General features: G+C 70.3%; 23 protein-coding genes and 2 pseudogenes. 10 read left to right on the top strand and 15 right to left on the bottom strand.

The window, feature by feature from the left end; all coding sequences use genetic code 11:
* Positions 1–101 precede the first annotated feature (101 nt).
* The 7 genes from AB0M87_RS03250 to AB0M87_RS03280 form a co-directional block, all read right to left on the bottom strand.
* Positions 102–1,718, bottom strand: coding sequence for an ABC transporter ATP-binding protein (locus tag AB0M87_RS03250; RefSeq protein ID WP_365849641.1), 1,617 nt, complete (start codon positions 1,716–1,718; stop codon positions 102–104).
* A gap of 16 nt (positions 1,719–1,734) precedes the next feature.
* Positions 1,735–2,724, bottom strand: coding sequence for an ABC transporter permease (locus AB0M87_RS03255; RefSeq protein WP_365849643.1), 990 nt, complete (start codon positions 2,722–2,724; stop codon positions 1,735–1,737).
* On the bottom strand, positions 2,721–3,713 hold the full coding sequence (locus AB0M87_RS03260; protein WP_365849644.1) for an ABC transporter permease: 993 nt from the start codon (positions 3,711–3,713) through the stop codon (positions 2,721–2,723). Before AB0M87_RS03260 ends, AB0M87_RS03255 begins: the two co-directional genes overlap by 4 nt.
* A gap of 2 nt (positions 3,714–3,715) precedes the next feature.
* Entirely contained in the window at positions 3,716–5,431 is a 1,716-nt protein-coding gene (locus AB0M87_RS03265; RefSeq protein ID WP_365849646.1) for an ABC transporter substrate-binding protein, read from the bottom strand.
* Between the two features lie 161 nt (positions 5,432–5,592).
* Positions 5,593–5,688, bottom strand: a complete 96-nt coding sequence (locus AB0M87_RS03270; RefSeq protein ID WP_365849647.1) for an Ms4533A family Cys-rich leader peptide — start codon at positions 5,686–5,688, stop codon at positions 5,593–5,595.
* A gap of 67 nt (positions 5,689–5,755) precedes the next feature.
* On the bottom strand, positions 5,756–7,006 hold the full coding sequence (locus AB0M87_RS03275; RefSeq protein ID WP_365849649.1) for a DUF3152 domain-containing protein: 1,251 nt from the start codon (positions 7,004–7,006) through the stop codon (positions 5,756–5,758).
* An 8-nt stretch (positions 7,007–7,014) separates the two neighbouring features.
* Positions 7,015–7,980, bottom strand: a complete 966-nt coding sequence (locus AB0M87_RS03280; protein ID WP_365849650.1) for an alpha/beta hydrolase — start codon at positions 7,978–7,980, stop codon at positions 7,015–7,017.
* Between the two features lie 115 nt (positions 7,981–8,095).
* Between AB0M87_RS03280 and AB0M87_RS03285 the strand changes: the two genes are divergently transcribed.
* The 4 genes from AB0M87_RS03285 to AB0M87_RS03300 all read left to right on the top strand — a co-directional run bounded on the left by AB0M87_RS03285 (position 8,096) and on the right by AB0M87_RS03300 (position 9,945).
* Positions 8,096–8,320: a hypothetical protein gene (locus AB0M87_RS03285; protein ID WP_365849651.1), complete on the top strand. Its 225-nt coding sequence runs from the start codon at positions 8,096–8,098 to the stop codon at positions 8,318–8,320.
* A 140-nt stretch (positions 8,321–8,460) separates the two neighbouring features.
* Entirely contained in the window at positions 8,461–9,102 is a 642-nt protein-coding gene (locus AB0M87_RS03290) for a TetR/AcrR family transcriptional regulator (protein WP_365849652.1), read from the top strand.
* A gap of 140 nt (positions 9,103–9,242) precedes the next feature.
* Complete coding sequence (locus AB0M87_RS03295; RefSeq protein WP_365849653.1) at positions 9,243–9,470, top strand: DUF3107 domain-containing protein; 228 nt, start codon at positions 9,243–9,245, stop codon at positions 9,468–9,470.
* A 208-nt stretch (positions 9,471–9,678) separates the two neighbouring features.
* Complete coding sequence (locus tag AB0M87_RS03300) at positions 9,679–9,945, top strand: hypothetical protein (protein WP_365849654.1); 267 nt, start codon at positions 9,679–9,681, stop codon at positions 9,943–9,945.
* Positions 9,946–10,017: 72 nt separating this feature from the next.
* On the opposite strand, the gene AB0M87_RS03305 is transcribed toward AB0M87_RS03300, so the two are convergent.
* Positions 10,018–10,743 carry a ferritin-like fold-containing protein gene (locus AB0M87_RS03305; RefSeq protein WP_365849655.1) on the bottom strand — a complete coding sequence of 242 codons (726 nt, stop codon included), beginning with the start codon at positions 10,741–10,743 and terminating at the stop codon, positions 10,018–10,020.
* Between the two features lie 300 nt (positions 10,744–11,043).
* Between AB0M87_RS03305 and AB0M87_RS03310 the strand changes: the two are divergent.
* Together AB0M87_RS03310 and AB0M87_RS03315 are read left to right on the top strand one after the other, a co-directional pair.
* Positions 11,044–12,816 (top strand): annotated as a pseudogene (locus AB0M87_RS03310) (DEAD/DEAH box helicase); the annotation flags it as partial.
* Positions 12,817–12,950: 134 nt separating this feature from the next.
* The gene (locus AB0M87_RS03315; protein ID WP_365849657.1) at positions 12,951–13,826 is read left to right on the top strand and encodes an alpha/beta hydrolase; all 876 of its coding nucleotides are present in this window, start codon (positions 12,951–12,953) and stop codon (positions 13,824–13,826) included.
* Positions 13,827–13,893: 67 nt separating this feature from the next.
* On the opposite strand, the gene AB0M87_RS03320 is transcribed toward AB0M87_RS03315, so the two are convergent.
* On the bottom strand, positions 13,894–14,784 hold the full coding sequence (locus AB0M87_RS03320; protein ID WP_365849659.1) for an NYN domain-containing protein: 891 nt from the start codon (positions 14,782–14,784) through the stop codon (positions 13,894–13,896).
* Between the two features lie 243 nt (positions 14,785–15,027).
* On the opposite strand from AB0M87_RS03320, the gene AB0M87_RS03325 reads away from it, so the two are divergent.
* Positions 15,028–15,180: a hypothetical protein gene (locus AB0M87_RS03325; protein ID WP_365849660.1), complete on the top strand. Its 153-nt coding sequence runs from the start codon at positions 15,028–15,030 to the stop codon at positions 15,178–15,180.
* An 81-nt stretch (positions 15,181–15,261) separates the two neighbouring features.
* Here AB0M87_RS03325 and AB0M87_RS03330 read toward each other — a convergent pair whose 3' ends face one another.
* The 4 genes from AB0M87_RS03330 to AB0M87_RS03345 form a co-directional block, all read right to left on the bottom strand.
* On the bottom strand, positions 15,262–15,867 hold the full coding sequence (locus AB0M87_RS03330) for a MarC family protein (protein ID WP_365849662.1): 606 nt from the start codon (positions 15,865–15,867) through the stop codon (positions 15,262–15,264).
* A 72-nt stretch (positions 15,868–15,939) separates the two neighbouring features.
* Positions 15,940–16,803, bottom strand: a complete 864-nt coding sequence (locus AB0M87_RS03335) for a PHP domain-containing protein (protein WP_365849664.1) — start codon at positions 16,801–16,803, stop codon at positions 15,940–15,942.
* A gap of 83 nt (positions 16,804–16,886) precedes the next feature.
* Positions 16,887–17,522, bottom strand: a complete 636-nt coding sequence (locus AB0M87_RS03340) for a DUF6758 family protein (protein ID WP_365849666.1) — start codon at positions 17,520–17,522, stop codon at positions 16,887–16,889.
* Between the two features lie 141 nt (positions 17,523–17,663).
* Positions 17,664–17,795 carry a hypothetical protein gene (locus AB0M87_RS03345; RefSeq protein ID WP_365849667.1) on the bottom strand — a complete coding sequence of 44 codons (132 nt, stop codon included), beginning with the start codon at positions 17,793–17,795 and terminating at the stop codon, positions 17,664–17,666.
* On the opposite strand from AB0M87_RS03345, the pseudogene AB0M87_RS03350 reads away from it, so the two are divergent.
* Positions 17,754–17,935 (top strand): annotated as a pseudogene (locus AB0M87_RS03350) (MFS transporter); the annotation flags it as partial. The gene AB0M87_RS03345 and the pseudogene AB0M87_RS03350 sit on opposite strands and share 42 nt — an antisense overlap.
* Before the next feature lie 17 nt (positions 17,936–17,952).
* On the opposite strand, the gene AB0M87_RS03355 reads toward AB0M87_RS03350, so the two are convergent.
* Positions 17,953–18,537 (bottom strand): suppressor of fused domain protein, encoded by a 585-nt coding sequence (locus tag AB0M87_RS03355; protein WP_365849668.1) that lies wholly within the window; start codon positions 18,535–18,537, stop codon positions 17,953–17,955.
* Between the two features lie 448 nt (positions 18,538–18,985).
* Between AB0M87_RS03355 and AB0M87_RS03360 the strand changes: the two genes are divergently transcribed.
* Both AB0M87_RS03360 and AB0M87_RS03365 read left to right on the top strand, forming a co-directional pair.
* Positions 18,986–20,101 carry a magnesium and cobalt transport protein CorA gene (locus AB0M87_RS03360; protein WP_365849669.1) on the top strand — a complete coding sequence of 372 codons (1,116 nt, stop codon included), beginning with the start codon at positions 18,986–18,988 and terminating at the stop codon, positions 20,099–20,101.
* A 47-nt stretch (positions 20,102–20,148) separates the two neighbouring features.
* Positions 20,149–20,667, top strand: coding sequence for a hypothetical protein (locus AB0M87_RS03365; RefSeq protein WP_365849671.1), 519 nt, complete (start codon positions 20,149–20,151; stop codon positions 20,665–20,667).
* 80 nt (positions 20,668–20,747) lie between these two features.
* Here the strand turns inward: AB0M87_RS03365 and AB0M87_RS03370 are convergent, their stop codons facing one another.
* Positions 20,748–21,479: a hypothetical protein gene (locus tag AB0M87_RS03370; RefSeq protein ID WP_365849672.1), complete on the bottom strand. Its 732-nt coding sequence runs from the start codon at positions 21,477–21,479 to the stop codon at positions 20,748–20,750.
* Between the last annotated feature and the right edge of the window lie 85 nt (positions 21,480–21,564).

A 21,564-nucleotide genomic window follows, 5' to 3' on the forward strand; every position in this document is an offset into this window, starting at 1 on the left:
ACGGACGGTTGTCCATCGCGCCACCGGAAGGGGTGAATCGTCGTAACTTTCCGGTACCGGTCGCGTTCCGTCGCGCTACGGTGCCGAGCGGCTACGGTGGGTCAGGTTGCGGCCATCTCCTTCCGGGCCGCGCGGCGCACCGCGGCGAGCGCCGGGTCGAGCGCGGGGACGGCCGCCAGCAGCTGCTTGGTGTACGGATCCTGCGGGTCGCCGTACACGGTGTCCACATCGCCCTCCTCGACGATCCGGCCCTGCCGCATGACCACGATCCGGTCACTGACCTGCCGTACGACGGCGAGGTCGTGGGCGATGAAGACCAGTGCCAGACCGAGTTCCCGCTGCAACTCCGCGAGCAGCGCGGTGACCTGGGCCTGCGTCGTCACATCGAGCGCGGACACCGCCTCGTCGCAGACGATCAGCTCGGGCTCGGCGGCGAGCGCCCTGGCGATACCGACGCGCTGACGCTGGCCGCCGCTGAACTCGTGCGGATAGCGGGCGTACTGCCCCGCATCGAGCCCCACTCGCTCCAGCAACTCCCCGACCCGGGCCCGGATCACGGCCTCGTCGCGTTCCCCACGGGCCCGCAGCGGGTCGGCGACGGACTCGCCCACGGAGCGGCGGGGGTTGAGCGAGGAGACCGGGTCCTGGAAGACCATCTGCACCCGGCCCTCCCGGCTGAGCCGACCGGAGGTGGGCTCCAGAAGCCCCACCAGCATCCGCCCGAGCGTGGTCTTGCCGCTCCCGCTCTCACCGACGACACCCAGGGTCTCGCCCCGGCGCACGCTGAGGCTCACGCCGTCCACGGCCGCCACCGCGGACTTCCCCCGCCCGAACACCTGTCGCAGCGCAACAGCGTCAACAAGCGGCGGGGCAACATCAGGCCCCTCCGGCTCTTGAGGAGCGGGGGTCCGGGGGCGGAGCCCCCGTGCAAGCACCCTCCGGGCATCAACCCGCGGCACAGCCGCCAGCAATGCCCTCGTGTACTCCTCGCGAGGTGAGCCGAGCACCTCAGCCACCGGCCCCCGCTCCACCGCTCGCCCCGCCCGCATCACCAGCACGTCGTCCACCGACTCGGCCGCCACCCCCACGTCATGGGTGACCAGCAGCAAACCCATCCCCGTCTCGCGTCGCAGATCGTGCAGCAGGTCGAGGATCTGGGCCTGGACGGTGACGTCCAGCGCCGTGGTCGGCTCGTCCGCGATCAGCAGCCGCGGTTCGCAGGCCAGCGCCATCGCGATCAGTGCGCGCTGCCGCATCCCGCCGCTGAACTCGTGCGGCCGCGACCGTGCACGCCGGGTGGCGTCCGGGATGCCCACCCGGTCGAGCACCTGCACCGCCCGGGCCCCGGCGGCCCGGCGGGAGGCCTTCGTGTGCACCCGGTACACCTCGGCGATCTGGTCACCGATCGCGTAGTAGGGGTCCAGCGAGGACAGCGGGTCCTGGAAGACGATCGCGGCCAGTCCGCCCCGCAGCCGCCGCAACTCCGCGTCGGACGCCGACTGCACGTCCATCCCGGCCACCGAGACCGATCCGCTGACCTGCGCGCCGCTCCCCCGGTGCAGCCCCAGCAGGGCATTCGCGGAGGCGCTCTTGCCGGAACCGGACTCGCCGACGATACCGAGCGCCTCGCCGGCGTCCAGGGCGAAGGACAGTCCGTCGACGGCCCGCAGCGAACCGTCGAAGGTGATCGCCAGATCGTTGACCTCGACCAGACTCATGACAGAACCACCGGACTCATGACAGGACCACCCGTCGGTCGGCCACCGCGTACAGCACGTCCGCGACGGCATTGGCGAGCACCACGAAGAAACCGGTGACCAGCACCATGCCCACCACCACCGGCAGGTCCACGACGGTCACCGCGTGGACGAGTTCACGGCCGAGCCCGGGAAGCCCGAACAGCGACTCGGTGAGTACCGCCCCGCCGAACATCGACCCGAAGTCGTTGGCGTTGAGCGCGATGACCGGGGCGATCGCCCCGCGCAGCGCGTGCCGTCCGATGATGGCGCGCTCGCTCACGCCGTACGCGCGGAAGGTCCGCACGTGGTCGTCGGCGAGCGTCTCCAGCATCGAGGCCCGGGTCAGCCGGGCGTACTTGGCCGATTCGATCAGGGCGAGGGACAGCCAGGGCAGCAGCAGGTTCCAGGCCCACTGCTGCGGATCGTCGGAGAACGGCACGTACTGGGGGTAGGGCAGCCAGCCCAGCGTTCCGCAGACCACGATCATCAGCACCAGGCCGATGACGAAGACGGGGGTGGCGTTGCCGGCCAGGGTGAGGCCGGTGAGCACCCGCTCGGTGGGCCGGCCGCGCCGCCAGGCGGACAGCACGCCGGTGCCCACCCCGAGGATCAGCCACATCACCATCGCGCCGAGCGCGAGCGACGCGGTCACCGGCAGCTTGCCGACGATCAGGTCGGTGACCTGCTGGTCGGTTCGGTACGACTGGCCGAGGCAGGGCGCGGCGCAGTGCTCCACCGAGGTACCGGTGGAGAAGTCGCGGCCCACGAAGATGCCCTGCAGGAAGTGCCAGTACTGCACATACACGGGGTCGCCGAGCTGCAGTTGGTCGCTGACCTGCTTGACCTGGAACGGCGAGCAGCGCGGCCCGCAGGTGATCTGCGCGACGTTGCCCGGCGCCACGTAGAACACCGCGTAGATGATCACCGAGATGGCGAGCAGGGTGATGGCAGCGCCGACGAGGCGGCGCAGCAGGAATCCGGTCATGCCGCGGCCCTCTTCTCCCGCTTGCGTCCGGTGCCGATCCGCAGCCGGGACGCGGCCCGCGGGTCGAGCGCGGTCCGTACCCCGTCGCCCAGCACGGTCAGCGCGAGCACCGTGACGAACAGCGCCCCGGCCGGCAGCAGCAGGTACTGCGGCGCAGCTTGGTACCAGACGTCCGCCGCGGTGAGCATCTGCCCCCAGGACGGGGTGGGCGGCTTCACGCCGACGCCGAGGAAGGACAGCGCCGCCTCGGTGGAGATGTTGGCCGGGAAGAGCAGTGCGGCATAGGTGATGACGGGTGCGGCCAGCGCCGGCAGCAGCTCGCGCCGGGCGATGCTCCAGGTGCCCCAGCCACTGAGCCGAGCAGCCGCCACATGGTCGAGCGACTTCAGGCTCAGGGTCTGGGCGCGCACGATCTTCGCGGTACCGCCCCAGGCGATCAGGCCGATGACCAGCGCGACGAGCACCGGCCGCGGGAAGGTGTCCGGCACGATCGCCATCAGCGCCAGCGAAAGGATCATCAGCGGCAGGGCGACCACCACGTCGGTGATCCGGCTCAGCACGTTGTCGACGAGTTTGTTGCCGAGCGCGGCGGCCACCCCGAAGGCGACGCCGAGCGCCACCTGTACGAGTGTCGCGGCGAACGCGACGGAGAGGGAGACCCGTGCCCCGTACACCAGCCGGGCGAAGAGGTCACGGCCGGTCTGCGGCTCGAGGCCCAGCCAGTGGTGGGCGCTCATCCCGCCGAACCGGCCGACCGGGACGCCGCCGCGGGCGGAGTCGATGAGGCCGGGGTGGTAGGCGTTGGGGTCCTGGCCCTCCAGCGCGGTGAGCAGCGGCGCGCCGAGTGCGATCAGGACGAGCAGGGCGACGACGCACGCCGCGACGACGGCGGCGCGCTGTCCGCGCAGCCGCCGCCAGAACTGACGGCCCGCGGAGGCGGGCACGGCCGTGACCGCCCCCGCCTCTTGGGCCAACAAGGCTTCGGACATGGTTACTTGACCGCCACCTGGGAGACGTCGAGCACCCCGGTCCAGTCGCTGATCACGACATTCTTGATGTCCGCGCCGTAGAGCCGCTTGTAGACCGGGTGGAACAGCGGCACGGTCAGCGCCTGCGCACCGATCTTCTTGTCGAGCGCGCCCCAGCGCTGTGCGGCGGCGTTCAGATCGGTCAGCTTGTTGATCGCGTCGATCTCCTGGTTGACCGAGGGGTCGTTCAGGAAACCGGTGTTGAAGTTGGCGCCGTCCTTGACGATCTGGCGGCCGTCGAAGATCGGAGCGAGGAAGGGACCGCCGGACGGCCAGTCGGCACCCCAGTGAGCGAGGAAGAAGCCCGGCTCGGTCGCGACGCTCTTGGTCTTGTCCTTGTAGTCGTTGTCCTCGAGGCCCTTGAGCTTGACGGTGATTCCGGCCGTCTTCAGGGCGTCCTGGAGCGCGGTGGCGATCTCCGGGCTGGTCTCGAAGTCCCTGGCGTTGGAGTGCGTCAGAGTGACGGTCAGCCCCTTCGGGTAACCGGCCTCCTTCAGCAGTTGCCTGGCCTTGGCGGGGTCCCCCGTCTTCCCGGCCGGGAAGTGGTCGTACGGCGTGTAGCCGAAGGACTTCTGGTTCGGCAGGAAGGTGGTGGCGGGCTCGGCGAGCGCGGAACCGCCGGCCGCGTTGACCACCGAGGAGCGGTCCACCGCGTAGGAGATCGCCTGGCGCACCTTGGGGTTGTCGAACGGCTTCACCTTCGGGTTGAAGGCGATGTAGTTGGTGTAGCCGAAGTGCCCGGTACCGACCCGCGCGGCGAGCTTCTTGTCGCCGGTGACCTTCGCCAGTTCGGCCGGGCCGAGGTTGGTGTCGGTGGTCACGGCGGCCGTGTCGGCGCCCTGCGAGGAGGCCAGCCGCTGGTTGATGACGGAGGAGTCGAGACCGGAGCGTACGTCGATCCGGTCCGGATACGCCTTGCGCTCCGGGTCGGTCCTGGCCGACCAGTAGGGGTTGCGCGCCAGCGTGATCCGCTCGCCGTCGTTCTCGTTCTTGACGACCTTGTAGGGGCCCGAGGAGAGCGGGTGTTCCTCGTACTTGGTGCCGGTGTCCTCGGCCTCGGGTACCGGGGTCGTCTGGGTCTGCGTCGCCAGGTAGGGGAATTCACCCTCGGGCTTGTTCAGATGGAAGACGATGGTCTTCGCGTCGGGCGTCTCGATCGAAGCGAGGCCCTTCTTGTCCTTGTAGGGGCCCTGGTACCGGTCCCCGCCTATCAGCCAGTCGCGCAGGTAGGGCGCGCCGCCGGAGAGCTCGGCGGCGAAGGACCGTTCGATGCCGTACTTGATGTCGGCCGAGGTGATGGGCGTGCCGTCCTCGTACTTCAGCCCCTCCTTGAGGGTGTACGTCCAGACCGTGGCGTCCTTGTTCGGCTTGCCCAGGTCGGTCGCGAGGTCGGGGACGACCTTCGCTCCCGCGGCGCCGTTCGCCCGGTGGCGGGTGGTGAGCGTACGGAAGACCAGCGAGGGGACGTTGCCGCCACCCGATGTGTACAGGCGGGCGGGGTCGAAGTCCGTCTGGGGCTGGCTGTTGAGGATGCTGAGGGTGCCGCCCTTGTGGGGCTTGCCTGCGGCGCGCGGCGTGGCGCCGCCGCTGTCCTTGGGCCCGGCGCAGGCGGCAGCGCCCATGGCCAGGACCAGACTCGCGGCCGCCACGGACGCTGTGCGCGGGGACAGATGACGCATGGGGGAATCGGACCTCTCGGTGTAACGCGGAAAGGAGGAAGGTGAATCCGCGCAGGCAGGACACCGGAGAGAAGGACCGGGAAAACAACATGCCGCACCTGCGGGTGAGTTACGCCCGGGCGCGGCAGGACAGAGGCCGGCGCGCGCCGGGGCAGACGGCGTCAGCGACAGAGAATGTCGGCGACGCAGTGCTCGGTCACGCCGAACAGCACCAGCTCTATGGCGGTGTGTGCGGAGGCGACAGGGCAGTACGACATGCCGAGAAATATGAACGAAGTAAAGTCCGATGTCAAAGCGGATACGGCGAATTCCGAGATGGCCGTCTCAAGCTGTGGGATACACCCAGGGGTTCGCCCTGCACTTGATTCCGCCGATGTCCAGCGACTTGGTCTGCTGCTGCATGACCGGGGCGAGCGCGCCCGGAGTGCGGCAGGTCACATGGTTGTGCCCGAGCCGGTGCCCCGTCTCGTGATTGATCAGCATCTGCCGGTACGCGAAGATCTTGGCGTCACCGAAGGTGCTGGATCCCCGGGCCCAGCGGTAGGCGTTGATCATCACCCGGTCGGTCGCGGCGGAATCGCAGGACACATTCTCGTCGAGGGTGTCGAGGCCGGACTTGGCGCACCATTTCGCGGTGGTGACCGGACTCGCCAGAGTCATCACGAAATCGGGGTGCCCGGTGGAAATGCGGGCAAAGGTCATGTCGCCGTTGTGGGCCCAACTCCGCTTGTCGTTGAGGGTCTTCTGCACCGCCTCCGCGAAAAGCGCGCCGTCCAGCGCCATGCCCTTCTCGATATCCACCCGGTAGGTGTACTTGTGCCCCTTGCCGGGCGCCTTGTCCGATCCCGGTACCACGGCGAATGCACCGGATGCGGCGAGTTTCGGGTCGAGCGGATAGAGCTTGGCCATCTTCTGCTCGTAGGTCGCCGGTGCTGCGGATGCTTTGCCCGGCGCCGTTCTGGCGTCGCCGCGCGAGGCGGGGCCCGCGCCGCTCCCCCGCTTCAACGCGCCCGACGCCCGCGCATCGTCGCGGCCCGCGCCGCCGTCGGCGACCTGCCCGGCCACCACGATCGCCAGCACGGTGATCACGGCTGCGGCAGCGATCCCGGTGAAGGTGCGGCCCTTACCGCCCTTGCCGCCCTCGCCGCTCTCGGAGTCCTGGGGATCGTCCGGACCGCCGGGCGACCCGATCGGCCGGCCGGCAGGTTCCTGCCGACGCGCCGGGTCCGGCTTCGGCACGGTCAGTACCGGCCCGGCCTCCCCGGATCGCGGCACGGGCCCGCCCGCCGATGACGCCTCGGACGCCGGTGCTTCGAAGGCGGGGGCTTCGAACGCCTCGACGAACTCCCGGCGCGGTCCCGGTATCCGCGGGCCGTGCTGCACGCCGTACCGCTCGGGGCCCGGCCTGTCCCACTCGGGCTGCTCGGGATGTCCGCCGCGCACCTGCCCCGGCCGTTCGGAAGATCTCCTGCGCCGTCCGCTGCCCGCTTCGGCCGGCGGCGCACCGGCACCGGTCGCGCCGACGGTGTCCTCGGCACTCCGGGGCGCGTCGCCCCGGCGGCTGTGACGTCCCACTCCCCGGATCAGCTCCTACTGCTGTCGTAGTCGTCGAGCAACTCCCGGAAGGCCCTGGCGACCGCCTCGGGGTATTCCATCATGGCCACATGCCCTGCGTCGGGCAGCGTCAGCAGCCGCGCCCCCCGGAACGCGGTCGCCGCCTTGCGCGCCATCCGGTAACCGACGAGCTGGTCCCGTCCTCCGTACACCAGCAGCGTAGGGGCCAGCACCCGCCGCGCCTGGCGCCACAGACCGTGCTGCCCGCCCAGTGTGTAGGAGTTGACGATGCCACGCGCGGAACGCGTCATCGCGTCCCAGAAGTACGGCAGTTCGAGCCGTCGCTCCATCTCGGCGACCGCGTTGCGCAGGCCCTCGTCGCTGACCCGCGAGGGATCCCCGTAACAGAGCCCCAGCATCCCGCGGGTGCGCATCTCGGGCGTCCAGTCCTTGGTGAGCCGGGAGTAGAGAGCCGTGACACCGGGCACCGCGAGCAGACCGGTGGGTGCCGCCGAACGCTGCACCCGCAGTTCGGGAAGGGCCGGCGAGACCAGCGTCAGGGTGCGGACCAGGTCCGGCCGCAGCGCCGCGATCCGGGTGGAGACCGCGCCCCCCAGGGAGTTGCCCAGGAGGTGGACGGGGCCGCGGTCGCTCGCGTCGAGGTAGCGGATCACCGCGCGAGCGTGCCCGGTGACCGAGTAGTTGCCGTCGTCCGGCGGCGGGGAGTCCCCGAAACCGGGCAGATCGAGTGCCTCGCCATCCACCAGATCGTCGATCAACGGCAGCAGCGCCGACCAGTTCTGCGAGGAACCACCGAGCCCGTGCACCAGGAGCGCCGGGGGCAGCCCCGCGCGCGCGGGCGGCCGGGAGCGCACCGTCAGCGTGAGCCCGGGCAACGTCACGGTCCGGAGGTCCTCGCCCTCCGCGATCCGTACGGCACTCGCTCTGGGGGCCGCGGTGGCGGCCGCGATTCCCGGCAGCTCGGTCGAAGACATAGGGCGATGTTACGAGATGATCACACCGGCGAGCGTGTGTTCGCCGTCACAGACTGCGTGGCGCCGCAGCGGACAGGCTTCTACCCTCGTAAGGAGAGGGAGAAGGGACGCCATCATGCCGACCGAACCCGGAGAACCGATCGAACCCACCGAGACGGACGAAGCGACCGAGCCGACCGGTTCCAGGGAAGCCGATCCGGCCGACAGCGCGGAGCAGCGCGCGGAGCTCACCCCCCAGGAGGACGACCCGCTGACCGGCATCGATCCCGCTTCCGCCAATGAAGCGGACGCCAGCGAACAGACGCGCGTGGTCCCTCTCGACGAGGACGACTACCGCTGACCGCTCTTCCTCAGGTGTCCGACCCGTGAAATTCTCGGTCCGGACCCCACACAGCCGGGTTACCCAAAAGTACGATGGCGGGCAGCGACGCACCAGCGTGTGCTTGTTCCACTGGGCTTGTTCAATCATTGGGAGGCGGCGTGACAGCCATCGAGCAGACCGAGGCAGCGCGCCCGCGGGGGACACGGCTGCCGCGCCGCGCGCGGCGAAACCAGTTGCTGGGGGCCGCCCAGGAAGTCTTTGTGGCGCAGGGGTACCACGCTGCGGCGATGGACGACATCGCCGAGCGGGCCGGTGTCAGCAAACCGGTGCTCTACCAGCACTTCCCCGGCAAGCTGGACCTCTATCTCGCCCTTCTCGACCAGCACTGCGAGGCGCTGCTCGAGGCGGTCCGCACCGCGCTGGCGTCGACGACGGACAACAAGTTGCGGGTGGCCGCGACGATGGACGCCTACTTCGCCTACGTCCAGGAGGAGGGTGGCGCGTTCCGACTGGTCTTCGAATCCGACCTGACCAACGAGCCCGCCGTCCGCGAGCGGGTGGAACGGGTCTCTCTCCAGTGCGCCGAGGCGATCTCCGATGTCATCGCCGGTGACACCGGGCTCTCCAAGGACGAGTCGATGCTGCTAGCCGTGGGCCTGGGCGGGGTTTCCCAGGTGGTCGCCCGGTACTGGTTGTCCAGCGATTCCGGGATCCCCCGGGACACTGCGGTACAGCTCCTCACCTCGCTGGCCTGGCGCGGGATCGCCGGCTTCCCGCTGCACGGCACCGATCAGCACTGAGGGGACCGGCCGGCGCCGAAGGATCTTGTTCGCTGCGGGCGAGCAGCGCTGACGTCATTCCGGCCTCCACGCCCGGCTAGGGTGGGGTGGGTACCGCGCGGCTGACCGCGCACCCGCACGACCGTCGGAGGGACATAGCCGTGGAGGTCAAGATCGGCGTGCAGCACGCACCCCGGGAGATCGTTCTGGAGAGCGGGCAGTCCGCCGAGGAGGTCGAGAGCGCGGTAGCCGACGCGCTGGCCGGCAAGGTGCAGCTGCTCAGCCTCACGGACGACAAGGGCCGCAAGGTCCTGGTTCCGGCCGACCGCATCGCCTACGTGGAGCTCGGCGAACCGGCGACCCGCCGGGTCGGCTTCGGCGCCCTGTAGGGGCCGGTGGCCGGGGTCCGCACGTCGGAAGCCCGTGGGCAATACCAGCTGGACGAATGATCAGTACGACGGGAACGGCCCGGCGGTCAACACGACCGCCGGGCCGTTCCCGTACGAGCGGTTCCGCCGCCGGGGAAGGATTGCGTCTCACAGGCATCGGGTAGGACCCGGCTGCCACCGATTCGCCCTGGCTCGCGGGAGGGAAGACATGCTCTGGGAAGCCCTTGGTGCCATAATGCTCGGCCTCGCCCTGGCCTGGGCGGCAGCGTACAAACTGGCCGCCCGACTGCCGTCCCGGCGGGTGGTGCTCGGCACCGGGCCGACGGGGGCGCTCTTCGGCGCCGTGATCACCCATTCGGCCCTGGACCCCGGCCACGCGCTCGGCACTCTCGCGGGGGCGGTGGTGGTGAGCGCGGTGTCCCTCTCGCTGCTGCTGCGGCCGTTGCGCGGAATCCAGCGGTCAGCCACCGTCTGACGGAATCGCGTCGGCCACACCCCGACGCCAGCACCGCCGACGCCGGACGCCGTCGACGGTCCTGGCCCCGTCCTACGCCGCCAGCCCCAGCGCAGCCATCCGCTTGGTGTGCGCCTCGGTGATCCGCGAGAACATCCGCCCGACCTCGGCCAGGTCGAAGCCGTCGGAGACGCCGCCCACCAGCATCGTGGAGAGTGCGTCCCGGTCGGCCACCACCCGCTGCGCCTGGCTCAGCGCCTCACCCATCAGCCGCCGGGCCCACAGCGCGAGGCGCCCGCCCACTCGGGGGTCTGCCTCGATGGCGGCCCGCACCTTCTCCACGGCGAAGTTTCCGTGGCCGGTGTCGTCGAGCACCGCAAGGACCAGCTCGCGGGTGTCGGTGTCCAGCCGGGCCGCGACCTCGCGGTAGAAGTCGCTCGCGATCGAGTCGCCGACATACGCCTTGACCAGGCCCTCCAGCCAGTCCGACGGCGCGGTCTGGCGGTGGAAGTCGTCCAGCGCCTGAGCGAACGGCTCCATGGAGGCCGTCGGCTCCACGTCGATCGCGGCGAGCCGGTCCGACAACTGCTCGAAGTGGGAGAACTCGGCCGAAGCCATCCTGGCCAGGGCCGCCTTGTCACCGAGTGTCGGCGCGAGCTTCGCGTCCTCCGCGAGCCGCTCGAAGGCCGCCAGCTCGCCGTAGGCCAGCGCGCCGAGCAGGTCCACCACTGCGGCGTGGTACCTCGGGTCGGCCGATGCCGTTGCCCAGTCCTGGGCGGCGATTCCGGTGGGTGCGTTGGCGATGTCAGGCGTCTCCATGACCGCACAATAGCCGGGCCGACGTGGTCGGTAAGGGGCCGGCCGTCCACTGTGGCCTCGGTCTCCTTATCAATTCACCCGACACGCCTGCGCAATTTGGGGGTACAGTGGTAATGCGCTTGTCGAATTCTTTGGCATGCCATCCGTATGAGGATGCCCGGTCGGTGGCCCGATCGGCTCCACCCGACCGCCCTCACCATGCGATGTGAGGGGCCCCCTCAGCGGCACGAGCGCTTGAGCGAAGGCAGTGGTCCCGCGCTAGTCGGCACGGTACGACCCCCTTGTTCGCCTCGGTCCGCTTCTCACAGAAGAGGCAGCACCCTGACTACGTTCCGAGACCTCGGCATTCTTACCGAGACCGCCGAAGCCCTTGAGGCTGTCGGCATCACGTCCCCCTTTCCCATCCAGGAGATGACGCTCCCCGTCGCGCTCGCCGGGTCCGACGTCATCGGCCAGGCCAAGACCGGCACCGGCAAGACGCTCGGCTTCGGCCTTCCGCTGCTGGAGCGCGTCACCGTCCCCGCGGACATCGAGGCCGGCCGGGCCAAGCCCGAGAAGCTGACCGACGCCCCGCAGGCACTCGTCGTCGTACCCACCCGCGAACTCTGCCAGCAGGTCACCAACGACCTGCAGACCGCGGGCAAGGTCCGTAACGTCCGGGTACTCGCCATTTACGGCGGCCGGGCGTACGAACCGCAGGTCGAGGCCCTCAAGAAGGGCGTCGACATCATCGTCGGCACCCCGGGCAGGCTGCTCGACCTGGCGGGCCAGAAGAAGCTCAACCTCGGTCACATCCGCGCGCTCGTCCTCGACGAGGCCGACGAGATGCTCGACCTGGGCTTCCTCCCCGACGTCGAGCGCATCATGAGCATGCTGCCGGCCAAACGCCAGACCATGCTGTTCTCCGCGACCATGCCCGGCGCCGTCATCGGGCTGGCCCGGCGTTACATGTCGCAGCCCACGCACATCCGTGCCACCTCGCCCGACGGCGAGGGCCAGACGGTCGCGAACATCACCCAGCACATCTTCCGCGCACACTCCATGGACAAGCCGGAGCTCGTCTCCCGCATCCTCCAGGCGGACGGGCGCGGCCTGGCGATGATCTTCTGTCGCACCAAACGGACCGCCGCGGACATCGCCGAGCAGCTCGCCACCCGCGGCTTCGCCTCCGGCGCGGTCCACGGCGACCTCGGCCAGGGCGCCCGCGAGCAGGCGCTGCGCGCCTTCCGCAACGGCAAGGTCGACGTTCTGGTCTGCACCGACGTCGCGGCCCGCGGTATCGACGTCGACGATGTGACCCATGTCATCAACTACCAGTCCCCCGAGGACGAGAAGACCTACCTGCACCGCATCGGCCGCACCGGCCGAGCGGGCAAGTCGGGTACCGCCATCACCCTGGTCGACTGGGACGACATCCCGCGCTGGAAGCTGATCAACAAGGCGCTCGACCTGCCGTTCGACGATCCCGAGGAGACCTACTCCACCTCGGAACACCTCTACGAGCTGCTCTCCATCCCGGTCGGCACCAAGGGCGTCCTGCCGCGCACCGAGCGGACCCGTGCGGGGCTCGGCGCGGAAGCGGTCGAGGATTTGGGCGAGACCGGGGGCCGTGGCCGCCGGGGCTCGGTACCCGCGCCTGCCAAGGAGGAGCGCCCGCCGCGTGCGCCCCGTCAGCGGCGGCGCACCCGGGGCGGTGCGCCGCTGGCGGAGACCGGCGCGGCCGCCGAGGCCGTGACCGAGCAGGCCGCACCGGCCGCCGGGCCGGCCGCCGAGCAGAGCGACGAGCCGCGTGCACCGCGGCGCCGCCGCCGGACCCGCGCGAGCGCCGCTGACGCGGGCACCCAGGCCTCCGAAACCCAGGCCCCGGCGACCCAGGACGGGGGCACCCAGGACTCCGGGGCCCCGGCCGCGGTGGCCCCTTCGGCGGAGGCCGAGGCCGCGGTGAAGCCGAAGCGGACCCGTACCCGGGCGAAGAAGGTGGCGGTCGCTGCCGAGGCCCCCGCCGTTGCGCCCGCGGACGCGGCCGAGGCGGTCGAGGCGAAGCCGCGGCGGCGGCGGACGCGTGCGCCGAAGACTCAGTCGCAGGACTGATTGCCGGCCCTCGGTGGCCCGGGCCCTCCTCCCAGGGGGCCCGGGCCACCGGCATGTCCGGGGTCCGGCCCGGGGCCCGGGGGTGCGGAGGCGTGCCGCACGGCTAGCCTCATGACATGAGCAGGCCGCCCACCTTCACGCCCCCGCCCGGCACCCGCGCCCACGCCCTGGCCACCGCGCGCGGAAACTTCGCCGTGCTGGAGGCGCCCCCCGCCGCCCCGCTCAAGGGCACCGCCCTGCTGCTGCCCGGGTTCACCGGCAGCAAGGAGGACTTCATCGCGATGCTCCCACCGCTGGCCGCCGCCGGTTACCGCGTCATCGCCGTCGACGGGCGCGGCCAGTACGAGTCCACCGGGCCGGACCGTCAGGAGGCCTACGCGCAGAAGGAACTGGCTCACGACGTACTGGCGCAGACCGCCGCTCTGGGCGGGCCGGTGCACCTGCTGGGGCATTCGCTCGGCGGCCAGCTCGCCCGGGCCGCCGTACTGCTCGACCCCGGCCCGTTCCGTTCGCTGACACTGATGTCGTCGGGGCCGGCCAGGGTCACCGAGGCCCAGTGCCGGAAGGTGCAGCTGCTGAGCGATGCGCTGGCCGTGATGGACATGGGGCAGGTGTGGGAGGCGATGCGGGCGATGGACGCGCCGCAGGACGCCGAGGAGGCAGACGGCCTGACCGAGGACGACCGGCGCGCCCCGGACGAGGACGCGCTGCGCACACGCTGGCTGAAGCACAACCCGGCCCAGCTGCTGGCGACCGGGCGGCAGCTGACGGTCGAGCCGGACCGGGTGGACGAGCTGGCCGCCCTTCCCCTGCCCAAGCACGTGGTGTCCGGGGAACGCGACGACGCCTGGCCGGTGCCGCAGCTCGACGCGATGGCCGTACGGCTCGGGGCACGACGCACCGTCATCGAGGGGGCCGAACACTCACCCAACACGGACCGCCCGGTGCGGACGGCTGAGGCGTTGGCGGCCTTCTGGGACGCCCAGTCCTGAGCGGCATCAGCACGGAGGCAGATCGGCCCGGGGAGACGCCAGCACGGAGGCGTCAGCGCAGGATGCGTCAGTACTGTGACTGCAGGTGGTTCCAGAAGCCGTCCCGCAGCGCCCGGCGCAGGTCACCGTGTCCGCGCAGTGACCGCTGGAGCAGTCTCTCCGCCTCGACCAGCAGGTCCTGGTCCACCGGGCCCGGCAGATAGGGGCGGCCGGGCAGCAGCTCGGACAGCGTCTGGCGGCCGCGTTCGGAGAGCCAGGTGGCCGCGATCTGTGCGCCGATGAAGCGGACGTCCTCGCGGGACGGCGGCGGTGTGCCGTCCTCGTACACGGTGACCGGACGCCGTACGACGTAGGGCTTCCAGAAGTCGAGATCGAAGGTCCGCTGGCTGTCGACCTCCCAGAGGAGTGGCTCGGCCTGGTTGCGCCCCTCCTCCGCCTCGATGCCCCAGAGGTGGACCCGTGCGCCGTAACCCTGCGCGGCCTCGACCGCCGACACCAGGTCCTCGTCGCCCCCGACCAGGGCCGCGTCACTGATCGCGCGGTGCCTGGCGAGTGACTCGAGATCGCTGCGGATCAGCGAGTCGACGCCCTTCTGCTGGTTGTTGGCGTTGAGATTGCCGAGGCGCACCTTGACGTCCGGCAGTTCGGCGATGGACTGCTGTTCCGGGGTGTGGATACGGCGCCGGGCTCCGTCGTACCAGTACACACGCAGCAGGCGGCTGTCCGCGAAGATCGTCCGGGCCCGGTCGATGAAGGCTTCGATCAGGCCTTCGGCATCCAGGTCGAAGGATCTGCGGTCCTCGTTGCCGGTGACCAGCAGGCCGGCCGCAGCGTACACATATCCGGCGCCGACAAAGATCGCGTGGGTGGACGGTGTCTTCGACACCTCGGAGAGCACGCGCTGCAGGAGCTCATTGGCGCGCTGCAGGTGCGCGCCGATATCGGGATCGTCGTTCATACGGGCCTCATTCTCTGTGGCGTCACGCAGCGAGCACAAGCCGTCGCGCTACCCGCCAGTAGCCGGCACGTAGGAAGGCGCGTCATCGAAGACATCGTTAGGCACTCGAAAATTTTCTTTAGCGTAGGGAATGTTTGCTCAGGACAAGGCGTTGAGACCTACGGAGCGTGCCGCACTTTCACCACGCAAACCACTTGTGATCAGTAGTTCTCCTAGCAGGAGGATCAGACGAAGGGAGAAGCCTTGCGCTTCGAAATCATGCGACTCGACGATGTCGATGGCTCCGCTGTGGACAGCACCGTCGTAGACGCCGCCTCCGTCAACCGGATCGTGCAGCAGGCTGCCTCAATCGGCCAGCGCATCTACATCCGCCCGGCCGAAGCCGCGGCGTCGTAACACCGTACGACGCCCGAGACGAAGACGAAGCGCCCCCGTGCAGCAAGCACCGCACGGGGGCGCCGTGCGTGCGGGCCGCGGTCAGCTGCCCCTGATGACCTGGGTGATGCCGTTGATGATCTGCTGGACCGCGATGGCCGACAGCATCATGCCGGCCAGCCGCGTCACCAGGACCACCCCGCCGTCCTTGATCACCCGGATGATCAGCAACGAGTAGCGCATGGTCATCCAGAGGACGACATGCATCGCCAGGATCGCCACCCACACCGAGGCCTGCTCGGCAGCTGTGTGCGCGTGCTGCACCGCGAGGATCACCGAGACGATCGCGCCGGGCCCGGCGAGCAGCGGCATGCCCAGCGGGACCAGTGCGACGTTGACGTCCTTGGTCTGGGTCGGCTCGTCGGTCTTGCCGGTGAGCAGGTCGAGCGCGATGAGAAGCAGCAGCAGGCCGCCGGCGATCATCAACGCGGGTACGGACACGTGCAGGTAGTCGAGGATCTGCTGCCCCAGGACGCCGAAGACGGCGATCACCCCGAAGGCCACCGCCACGGCCTGCCACGCCATCCGGCGCTGGACCTTGGCGGGACGGCCCGCGGTGAGGGCGAGGAAGATCGGGGTGATCCCCGGTGGGTCCATGATCACAAAAAGTGTGACAAAGAGGGATCCGAAAACGGCAACGTCGAACACAGTGAGGGCCTTGCTTGCGTGAAGAAACGTGAAGAGCTGAGGACGTGAAGAGCTGAGGCTCGAAGGCCCGGCTTACGCGGGGTGTCCGCCGGCGCCCGGCACCGGGAACGCACCGGTCGCCCGGCGGGTGATCTCGCCGTAGACCTCGGGGCTGGTGGTGCAGGCGCCGAGCTCCACGAACTTGCGGCTGCCGTGGTAGTCGCTGGAGCCGGTGGTCAGCAGCCCCAGGTCGGCGGCCAGCCCGCGCAGCGCCGTGCGCGTCGGCTCGTCGTGGTCCATGTGGTCGACCTCGACCCCGTCGAGTCCGGCCGCCGCGAGGTCCGCGATGACGGACTCGGGCACCACCCGGCCGCGCTTGACGGCTTGCGGATGCGCGAAGACGGTGACCCCGCCGGCCTGCTTGACCAGCCGGATCGCGGTGAAGGGGTCGAGTTCGTGCTTCTCCGCGTACGCGCGTCCGCCATCGGCCAGCCAGTCGGCGGTGAAGGCGTCGGACACCTTCTCGACGACACCGAGTTCGACCAGGGCGGTGGCGATGTGCGGGCGGCCGAGCGAGGCTTCGCCCGCGATGCGCGACACCCGGTCCCAGGTAATCGGCACACCGAGCTCCTGCAGCTTGCGGACCATGGTCCGCGCCCGCGGCACCCGGTCGTCCCGCACCAGCTCACGCTCGCGCAGGAACTCCGGTTCGTCAGGGTCGAAGAGGTAGGCCAGCATGTGCAGGCCGATGCCGTCGAGGCGGCAGGAGAGTTCCGCGCCGGTGACCAGGGTCACTCCGGCGGGCAGCGCGGCGATCGCCTCGGCATGGCCGCGGGTGGAGTCGTGGTCGGTCAGCGCGACGACGTCGAGTCCGGCGGCGGCCGCGTTCCGTACCAGTTCAGCCGGGGTGTCCGTGCCGTCAGAAGCCCGGGAGTGGGTGTGCAGATCGATGCGCACGACGCGGGACTCCGGAGCTGAGGGACTTCAGGGGGACGCTCAAGGGTAACCGCCGCACGGGCATGTCCTGGCCGGTCGGCGGATCAGCCCAGGATGCGCGGCGACAGCGCACCGCAGGGCAGCAGGTCGACCTCGGCCCCGGCCTCCCGCAGATCGGTCAGCACCAGCTCGTCGTACATCAGCAGTCCCGACTGCTCGGGCCAGAGGATCGCCCACAGCCAGAGCCCGCAGGCCTCGCCCGCGAAGACGGCCCGGTCGCCGGGGGCCGAGACGTTCCAGAGCGGGGTCGGACGGCCCGCGGCGTGAACCTTGGCCTGCGGGGGCTTCTCGACGTCGATGTACGGGCCCGGGTCGGGGCCCTCGATGCCCGCGTACCGCGCGCCGAGGCCGACGCCGAGCTCCTCGGCGACCAGCAGCAGCTCGCCCATCCCGCCGAGCGGGCCCGGGCCGGAGCAGGCCACCGTGGTGGCGCGTCCGCCGCTGCGGTCGTCGCCGGCGCAGGCCACCCCGGTGAACAACCAGCCCAGTGGCAACGGCCACGGCATCCACACCGGGACCTGCGCCCGGTGCACGACGACACCGAGAGCCTCGACGCTGGGCGGGACCACCGGCTGCAACGGATGGACCACTCCATGCACGTCGCACTGCCAGGAGTCGGCGAAGAGACCGGGCGCCCTGACCCGGCCACCGCACTTCGGGCAACTGGGTTCGCCCCTCATAACCCTCAACGGTCCTCTCCACCCGTCGCCGCGTCAAGGACGATCACCCGTCCGGGGCGCGGTGCGCCGCATGAGGCCGCCGTTGCGGCCGCATCCGTACCCCCCGAGGCGATAGGTGCATCGCGCAATTATTAGGCGGCCTCATACAAGCGGCCCGCACGCCATGCCGAGGCCGAGCGCGGACTCGTACAGCAGGATCGCCGCCGCGCTGGTAACGCCGGCCGGCGCTGCCCCTTCCTCGCCCCGCACATCGAGCAGTGGACCAACATCCACGTCCCGTTCGTGGGCGCGGCCCTCACCGCACTGCTCGGCGCGGGCGTGGTCCTGGTACGGCGCTCGGCGCTGGGCCACGAGGCGAAGGAGCTCCGGGGGTGCACACCACCGAGGACGGGGTGTCGGCCTTCGCCAACTGACCGCTTCCGCAAGGAAATCAGTCAAGCCGTACGGACCTGCGCAGCGGATCGCGCAGGTCTGTGCCCTGCGCCAGCCAGCGTTCCTCGAGTTCCTGGGCGCCGTGCACCCGCTTCCAGGCTGCCTCGTTGCCTGTCATCGGCAGCAGCGGCAGAAAGCGGACCGGGTCCAGCGGGGCGTCGAGCTCCAGGTCCTCCACGAGCCCCCCGGACTCGGCCACCAGCACCGAGCTGAAGGGCGCGCCGCTCCACAGCGGTTCGCCCACGTCGAGCGAGGCCCCCGGCGCCACCACCACGCCCTCGACCTGCGGCGAGGCAGCGAGCACGGCGAGCGGGCGGAGCACCTGGTCGGTGTCGGCGATTCCGGCGCGTACCGAGAGCACCAGCTCCGCCCGGGGGCCCCGCAGCGGGTCGGCGAGCACGGCGGTGGGGTCGGCCATCGGGTGGGCGGACATCCCCAGCGTGGCGTAACGGGCGATGTCGCCGTCGATGAAGCGCAGCACCTCGATCCGGTCGGTGCCGAGGAACGTCACAGCCGCGCGAGCGTCCGGTTCGCCCAGCGCAGAGCGCAGTCGGGCCTCGACCGGAACAAGAACATCTCCCATGCGCCCGAGCATAGAGCGCGTATCGAACAGGCAAAGTGGGGGCTTGACACTCCACAGACTGGTAGTCTGGGCCGCTGGTCAGGGCAGCATGAACGTCCCCCACGGGGGACCGGCCGGAGGAGGTGGGACTGCAGTGGATCGAGATCCGAGTCGACCGTGCAGTAGAAGCCGCTCTTCCGCACAGCGCTCTCAGTGACCCGAGACCTGCTTACCCGGCCCGCACACCGGGAAACCTCCGAGTCTCGACACCTCTGAGTCTCATGGCATTTCGCACGCCGGAAGAGCACCTCGCTTTGCCTGATCCGTGTCTGTAGCGAACGCCGTCACCGCGATGCTGCGGTTCCGCCCGCTTTGCTGACGTATGAGACGTATGAGACCCATACCTCCATACGCCCCCATTCCGGGCAGTACCACGCTCGCCGACGGCCTCTCCGTGAAGGAGCCCGCCATGTCGATGATCCGTGACCTGCGTGCAGCGGTCCGCCCGTCCCTGCGCAAGAGCAGCACCGCTTACAACAAGTACGACTTCACCCGCGACCCCTCGGCCAGCAGCGCCGTCGTCGACTGCGCGGTGTACCGCGACGGGGTGCGGGAGCGGGCCGAGGAGTGCCTGACGCCCCGTGAGGCGCTGCAGCGGGTGCGCGACTCGGGCGGCTTCGCCTGGATCGGGCTGCACGAGCCCACCGAGGAGGAGTTCTCGGGTATCGCGGCCGAGTTCGGACTGCATCCGCTCGCCGTCGAGGACGCGGTCCACGCCCACCAGCGCCCCAAGCTGGAGCGGTACGACGGCACGCTGTTCACCGTGTTCAAGACCATCCACTACATCGAGCACGCCGAGCTCACCGCGACCAGCGAGGTGGTGGAGACCGGCGAGGTGATGTGCTTCACCGGGCAGGACTTCGTCATCACCGTGCGGCACGGCGGCCAGGGCTCGCTGCGCGCGCTGCGGCACCGACTGCAGGAGGACACCGACCTGCTCGCCAAGGGCCCGTCGGCTGTCCTGCACGCCATCGCCGACCAGGTTGTCGACGGCTACCTGGCGGTCGCCTCCGCGATGCAGGACGACATCGACGAGGTCGAGATCGACGTCTTCTCCGAGCCGCAGAAGGGCAGTTCGCGCGGTACGGACGCCGGGCGGATCTACCAGATGAAGCGCGAGGTGCTGGAGTTCAAGCGGGCGGTCTCACCGCTGCTGCGGCCGATGCAGCAGCTCAGCGAGCGGCCGATGCGACTGGTCGACCCCGACATCCAGAAGTACTTCCGCGATGTCGCCGACCACCTGGCGCGGGTACAGGAACAGGTCGTCGGCTTCGACGAACTGCTCAACTCGATCCTCCAGGCCAACCTGGCGCAGGCCACCGTCGCGCAGAACGAGGACATGCGCAAGATCACCGCGTGGGCCGCGATCATCGCGGTGCCGACGATGATCTGCGGGGTGTACGGCATGAACTTCAAGCACATGCCCGAGCTCCACTGGCGCTACGGCTACGAAGGCGTGATGGGCGTCATCCTCGTCATCTGCTTCGCCATCCACCGGACGCTCAAGCGGAACGGGTGGCTGTGAAACGGCCGCCCCGCCGTGCGTGACTGCGACCCTTCTAAGCTGGGTGCATGACACCGACCTTGCGGGAGCAGGCCCTCGTCGAGGAGGCCACCAAGAAGTCCGGCCTCATCTGGGTGCAGGGCACCGGTCCCACCCGGGCGCTGTGGCACGTCTGGCACGAGGGCGCCGTGCTGCTCGTGGGTGACGGGCCCGGTGAACAGCCGCTGCCGGGTCTGGCCGACGGGTCCGAGGCCGACGTCACGGTGCGCAGCAAGGACAAGGGCGGGCGGCTGGTGTCCTGGACCGCCGCGGTGACCGAACTCGCGCCGGACTCCGAGGAGTGGCGGGCAGCCGTCGCCGAGCTCAAGGGCAAGCGGCTGAACGCGCCGGACGGCGAGGCGATGGTCGCCCGCTGGGGGCGGGAGTGCCGGGTGGTCCGGCTGGCTCCGTGTGCCGTCGGTCCGGAGCTGCCGTCGGGGTCGCTGGCGGCCGCCCCACCGGTGACGTCCGCGACGACGCGGGGGGAGGTGCCGGCGGCGCTGCACCGGTTGCTGCTGGGGCGCAAGCGGAAGGGCCGGCGGGGGTAGCGCGGCCCGCGGCCCGCTGTGTCCTCACACGCCGGACAGGCTTGATTGCCGACACCGGCTGTATGTGCCCCCTTCAACCCTCAGGTCCTGGGCAACTGGTGTCCGTAGTCGACCGTGTCGTTCTTGCTCGGTGCGGTGAGCGCGAAGTGCTTGTTCCAGTCGGCGAGTTGCAGTTCGCCCGCGCCGCCGGCCCGTTCCAGCCGTAGCGGGTACGGAGTGCCCTTGAGCGAGACGTCGAGGCGGCTGCCCGCGCTGCCGGTGATCTGGATGGCGCGGACGCCGCCGACCTTGGTGTGGTCGCCCTTGTCCAGGGAGCCCCGCAGGCCCAGCAGGCCGTCCAGCAGTGCGGTCATGTCGGTGAAGCCGCGGAACTGGTCGTAGGCGGGGTCGCCCTTCGGGACCTTCACGTACTTGTCGTCGAGTTTTTCGGCGGCCGTCGCGCCGCCTTTGCCGTCCGCCTGGCGCCAGAAGTCCGCAGGGGCCTTCACATAGAGGGCGTCGTCGATCCGCAGCAGCTCGAAGGTGCTGTTCTTCGAGGTGACGGAGCCGGTGCCGCCGTTCGACGCGAGTTGCATGTCCAGCTTGTACGAGCCGCCCTTGCTGACCAGCGTGCCGGACACCCGCACCGCATGGGCCCCGTCCACCGCGGTGCGGGCCTGGGTCTCGATCTGCGGGGCGGAGAGTTTCCCGACGCCGTTCGTCCCCGCGTCCGGATCGTCCCCGCAGGCGACGAGCGACACCGCCAGTGCGGCGCACAGCACGCCGGCGCGGGCTGCCCTGCGGGCCAGGGCGGCCGGGGGGAATGCAGTCACGTGCGCACTGCCTCTCATGCGGTATGTCCTCAACAGCAGACCGCAGCGTACCCGGGCGGACTACGAATTTGAGCAGCCAGCCATC

The sequence above is a fragment of the Streptomyces sp. NPDC051320 genome (assembly GCF_040682175.1).
Taxonomy (GTDB): domain Bacteria; phylum Actinomycetota; class Actinomycetes; order Streptomycetales; family Streptomycetaceae; genus Streptomyces.

What these genes read in the sequence shown, in the direction of transcription:
- AB0M87_RS03250 (WP_365849641.1), bottom strand. Translation starts at nt 1,718, where the DNA reads ATGAGTCTGGTCGAGGTCAACGATCTGGCGATCACCTTCGACGGTTCG.
- AB0M87_RS03355 (WP_365849668.1), bottom strand. Translation starts at nt 18,537, where the DNA reads ATGGGAGATGTTCTTGTTCCGGTCGAGGCCCGACTGCGCTCTGCGCTG.
- AB0M87_RS03280 (WP_365849650.1), bottom strand. Translation starts at nt 7,980, where the DNA reads ATGTCTTCGACCGAGCTGCCGGGAATCGCGGCCGCCACCGCGGCCCCC.
- AB0M87_RS03315 (WP_365849657.1), top strand. Translation starts at nt 12,951, where the DNA reads ATGAGCAGGCCGCCCACCTTCACGCCCCCGCCCGGCACCCGCGCCCAC.
- AB0M87_RS03320 (WP_365849659.1), bottom strand. Translation starts at nt 14,784, where the DNA reads ATGAACGACGATCCCGATATCGGCGCGCACCTGCAGCGCGCCAATGAG.
- AB0M87_RS03285 (WP_365849651.1), top strand. Translation starts at nt 8,096, where the DNA reads ATGCCGACCGAACCCGGAGAACCGATCGAACCCACCGAGACGGACGAA.
- AB0M87_RS03270 (WP_365849647.1), bottom strand. Translation starts at nt 5,688, where the DNA reads ATGTCGTACTGCCCTGTCGCCTCCGCACACACCGCCATAGAGCTGGTG.
- AB0M87_RS03305 (WP_365849655.1), bottom strand. Translation starts at nt 10,743, where the DNA reads ATGGAGACGCCTGACATCGCCAACGCACCCACCGGAATCGCCGCCCAG.
- AB0M87_RS03265 (WP_365849646.1), bottom strand. Translation starts at nt 5,431, where the DNA reads ATGCGTCATCTGTCCCCGCGCACAGCGTCCGTGGCGGCCGCGAGTCTG.
- AB0M87_RS03255 (WP_365849643.1), bottom strand. Translation starts at nt 2,724, where the DNA reads ATGACCGGATTCCTGCTGCGCCGCCTCGTCGGCGCTGCCATCACCCTG.
- AB0M87_RS03300 (WP_365849654.1), top strand. Translation starts at nt 9,679, where the DNA reads ATGCTCTGGGAAGCCCTTGGTGCCATAATGCTCGGCCTCGCCCTGGCC.
- AB0M87_RS03340 (WP_365849666.1), bottom strand. Translation starts at nt 17,522, where the DNA reads ATGAGGGGCGAACCCAGTTGCCCGAAGTGCGGTGGCCGGGTCAGGGCG.
- AB0M87_RS03260 (WP_365849644.1), bottom strand. Translation starts at nt 3,713, where the DNA reads ATGTCCGAAGCCTTGTTGGCCCAAGAGGCGGGGGCGGTCACGGCCGTG.
- AB0M87_RS03360 (WP_365849669.1), top strand. Translation starts at nt 18,986, where the DNA reads ATGTCGATGATCCGTGACCTGCGTGCAGCGGTCCGCCCGTCCCTGCGC.
- AB0M87_RS03365 (WP_365849671.1), top strand. Translation starts at nt 20,149, where the DNA reads ATGACACCGACCTTGCGGGAGCAGGCCCTCGTCGAGGAGGCCACCAAG.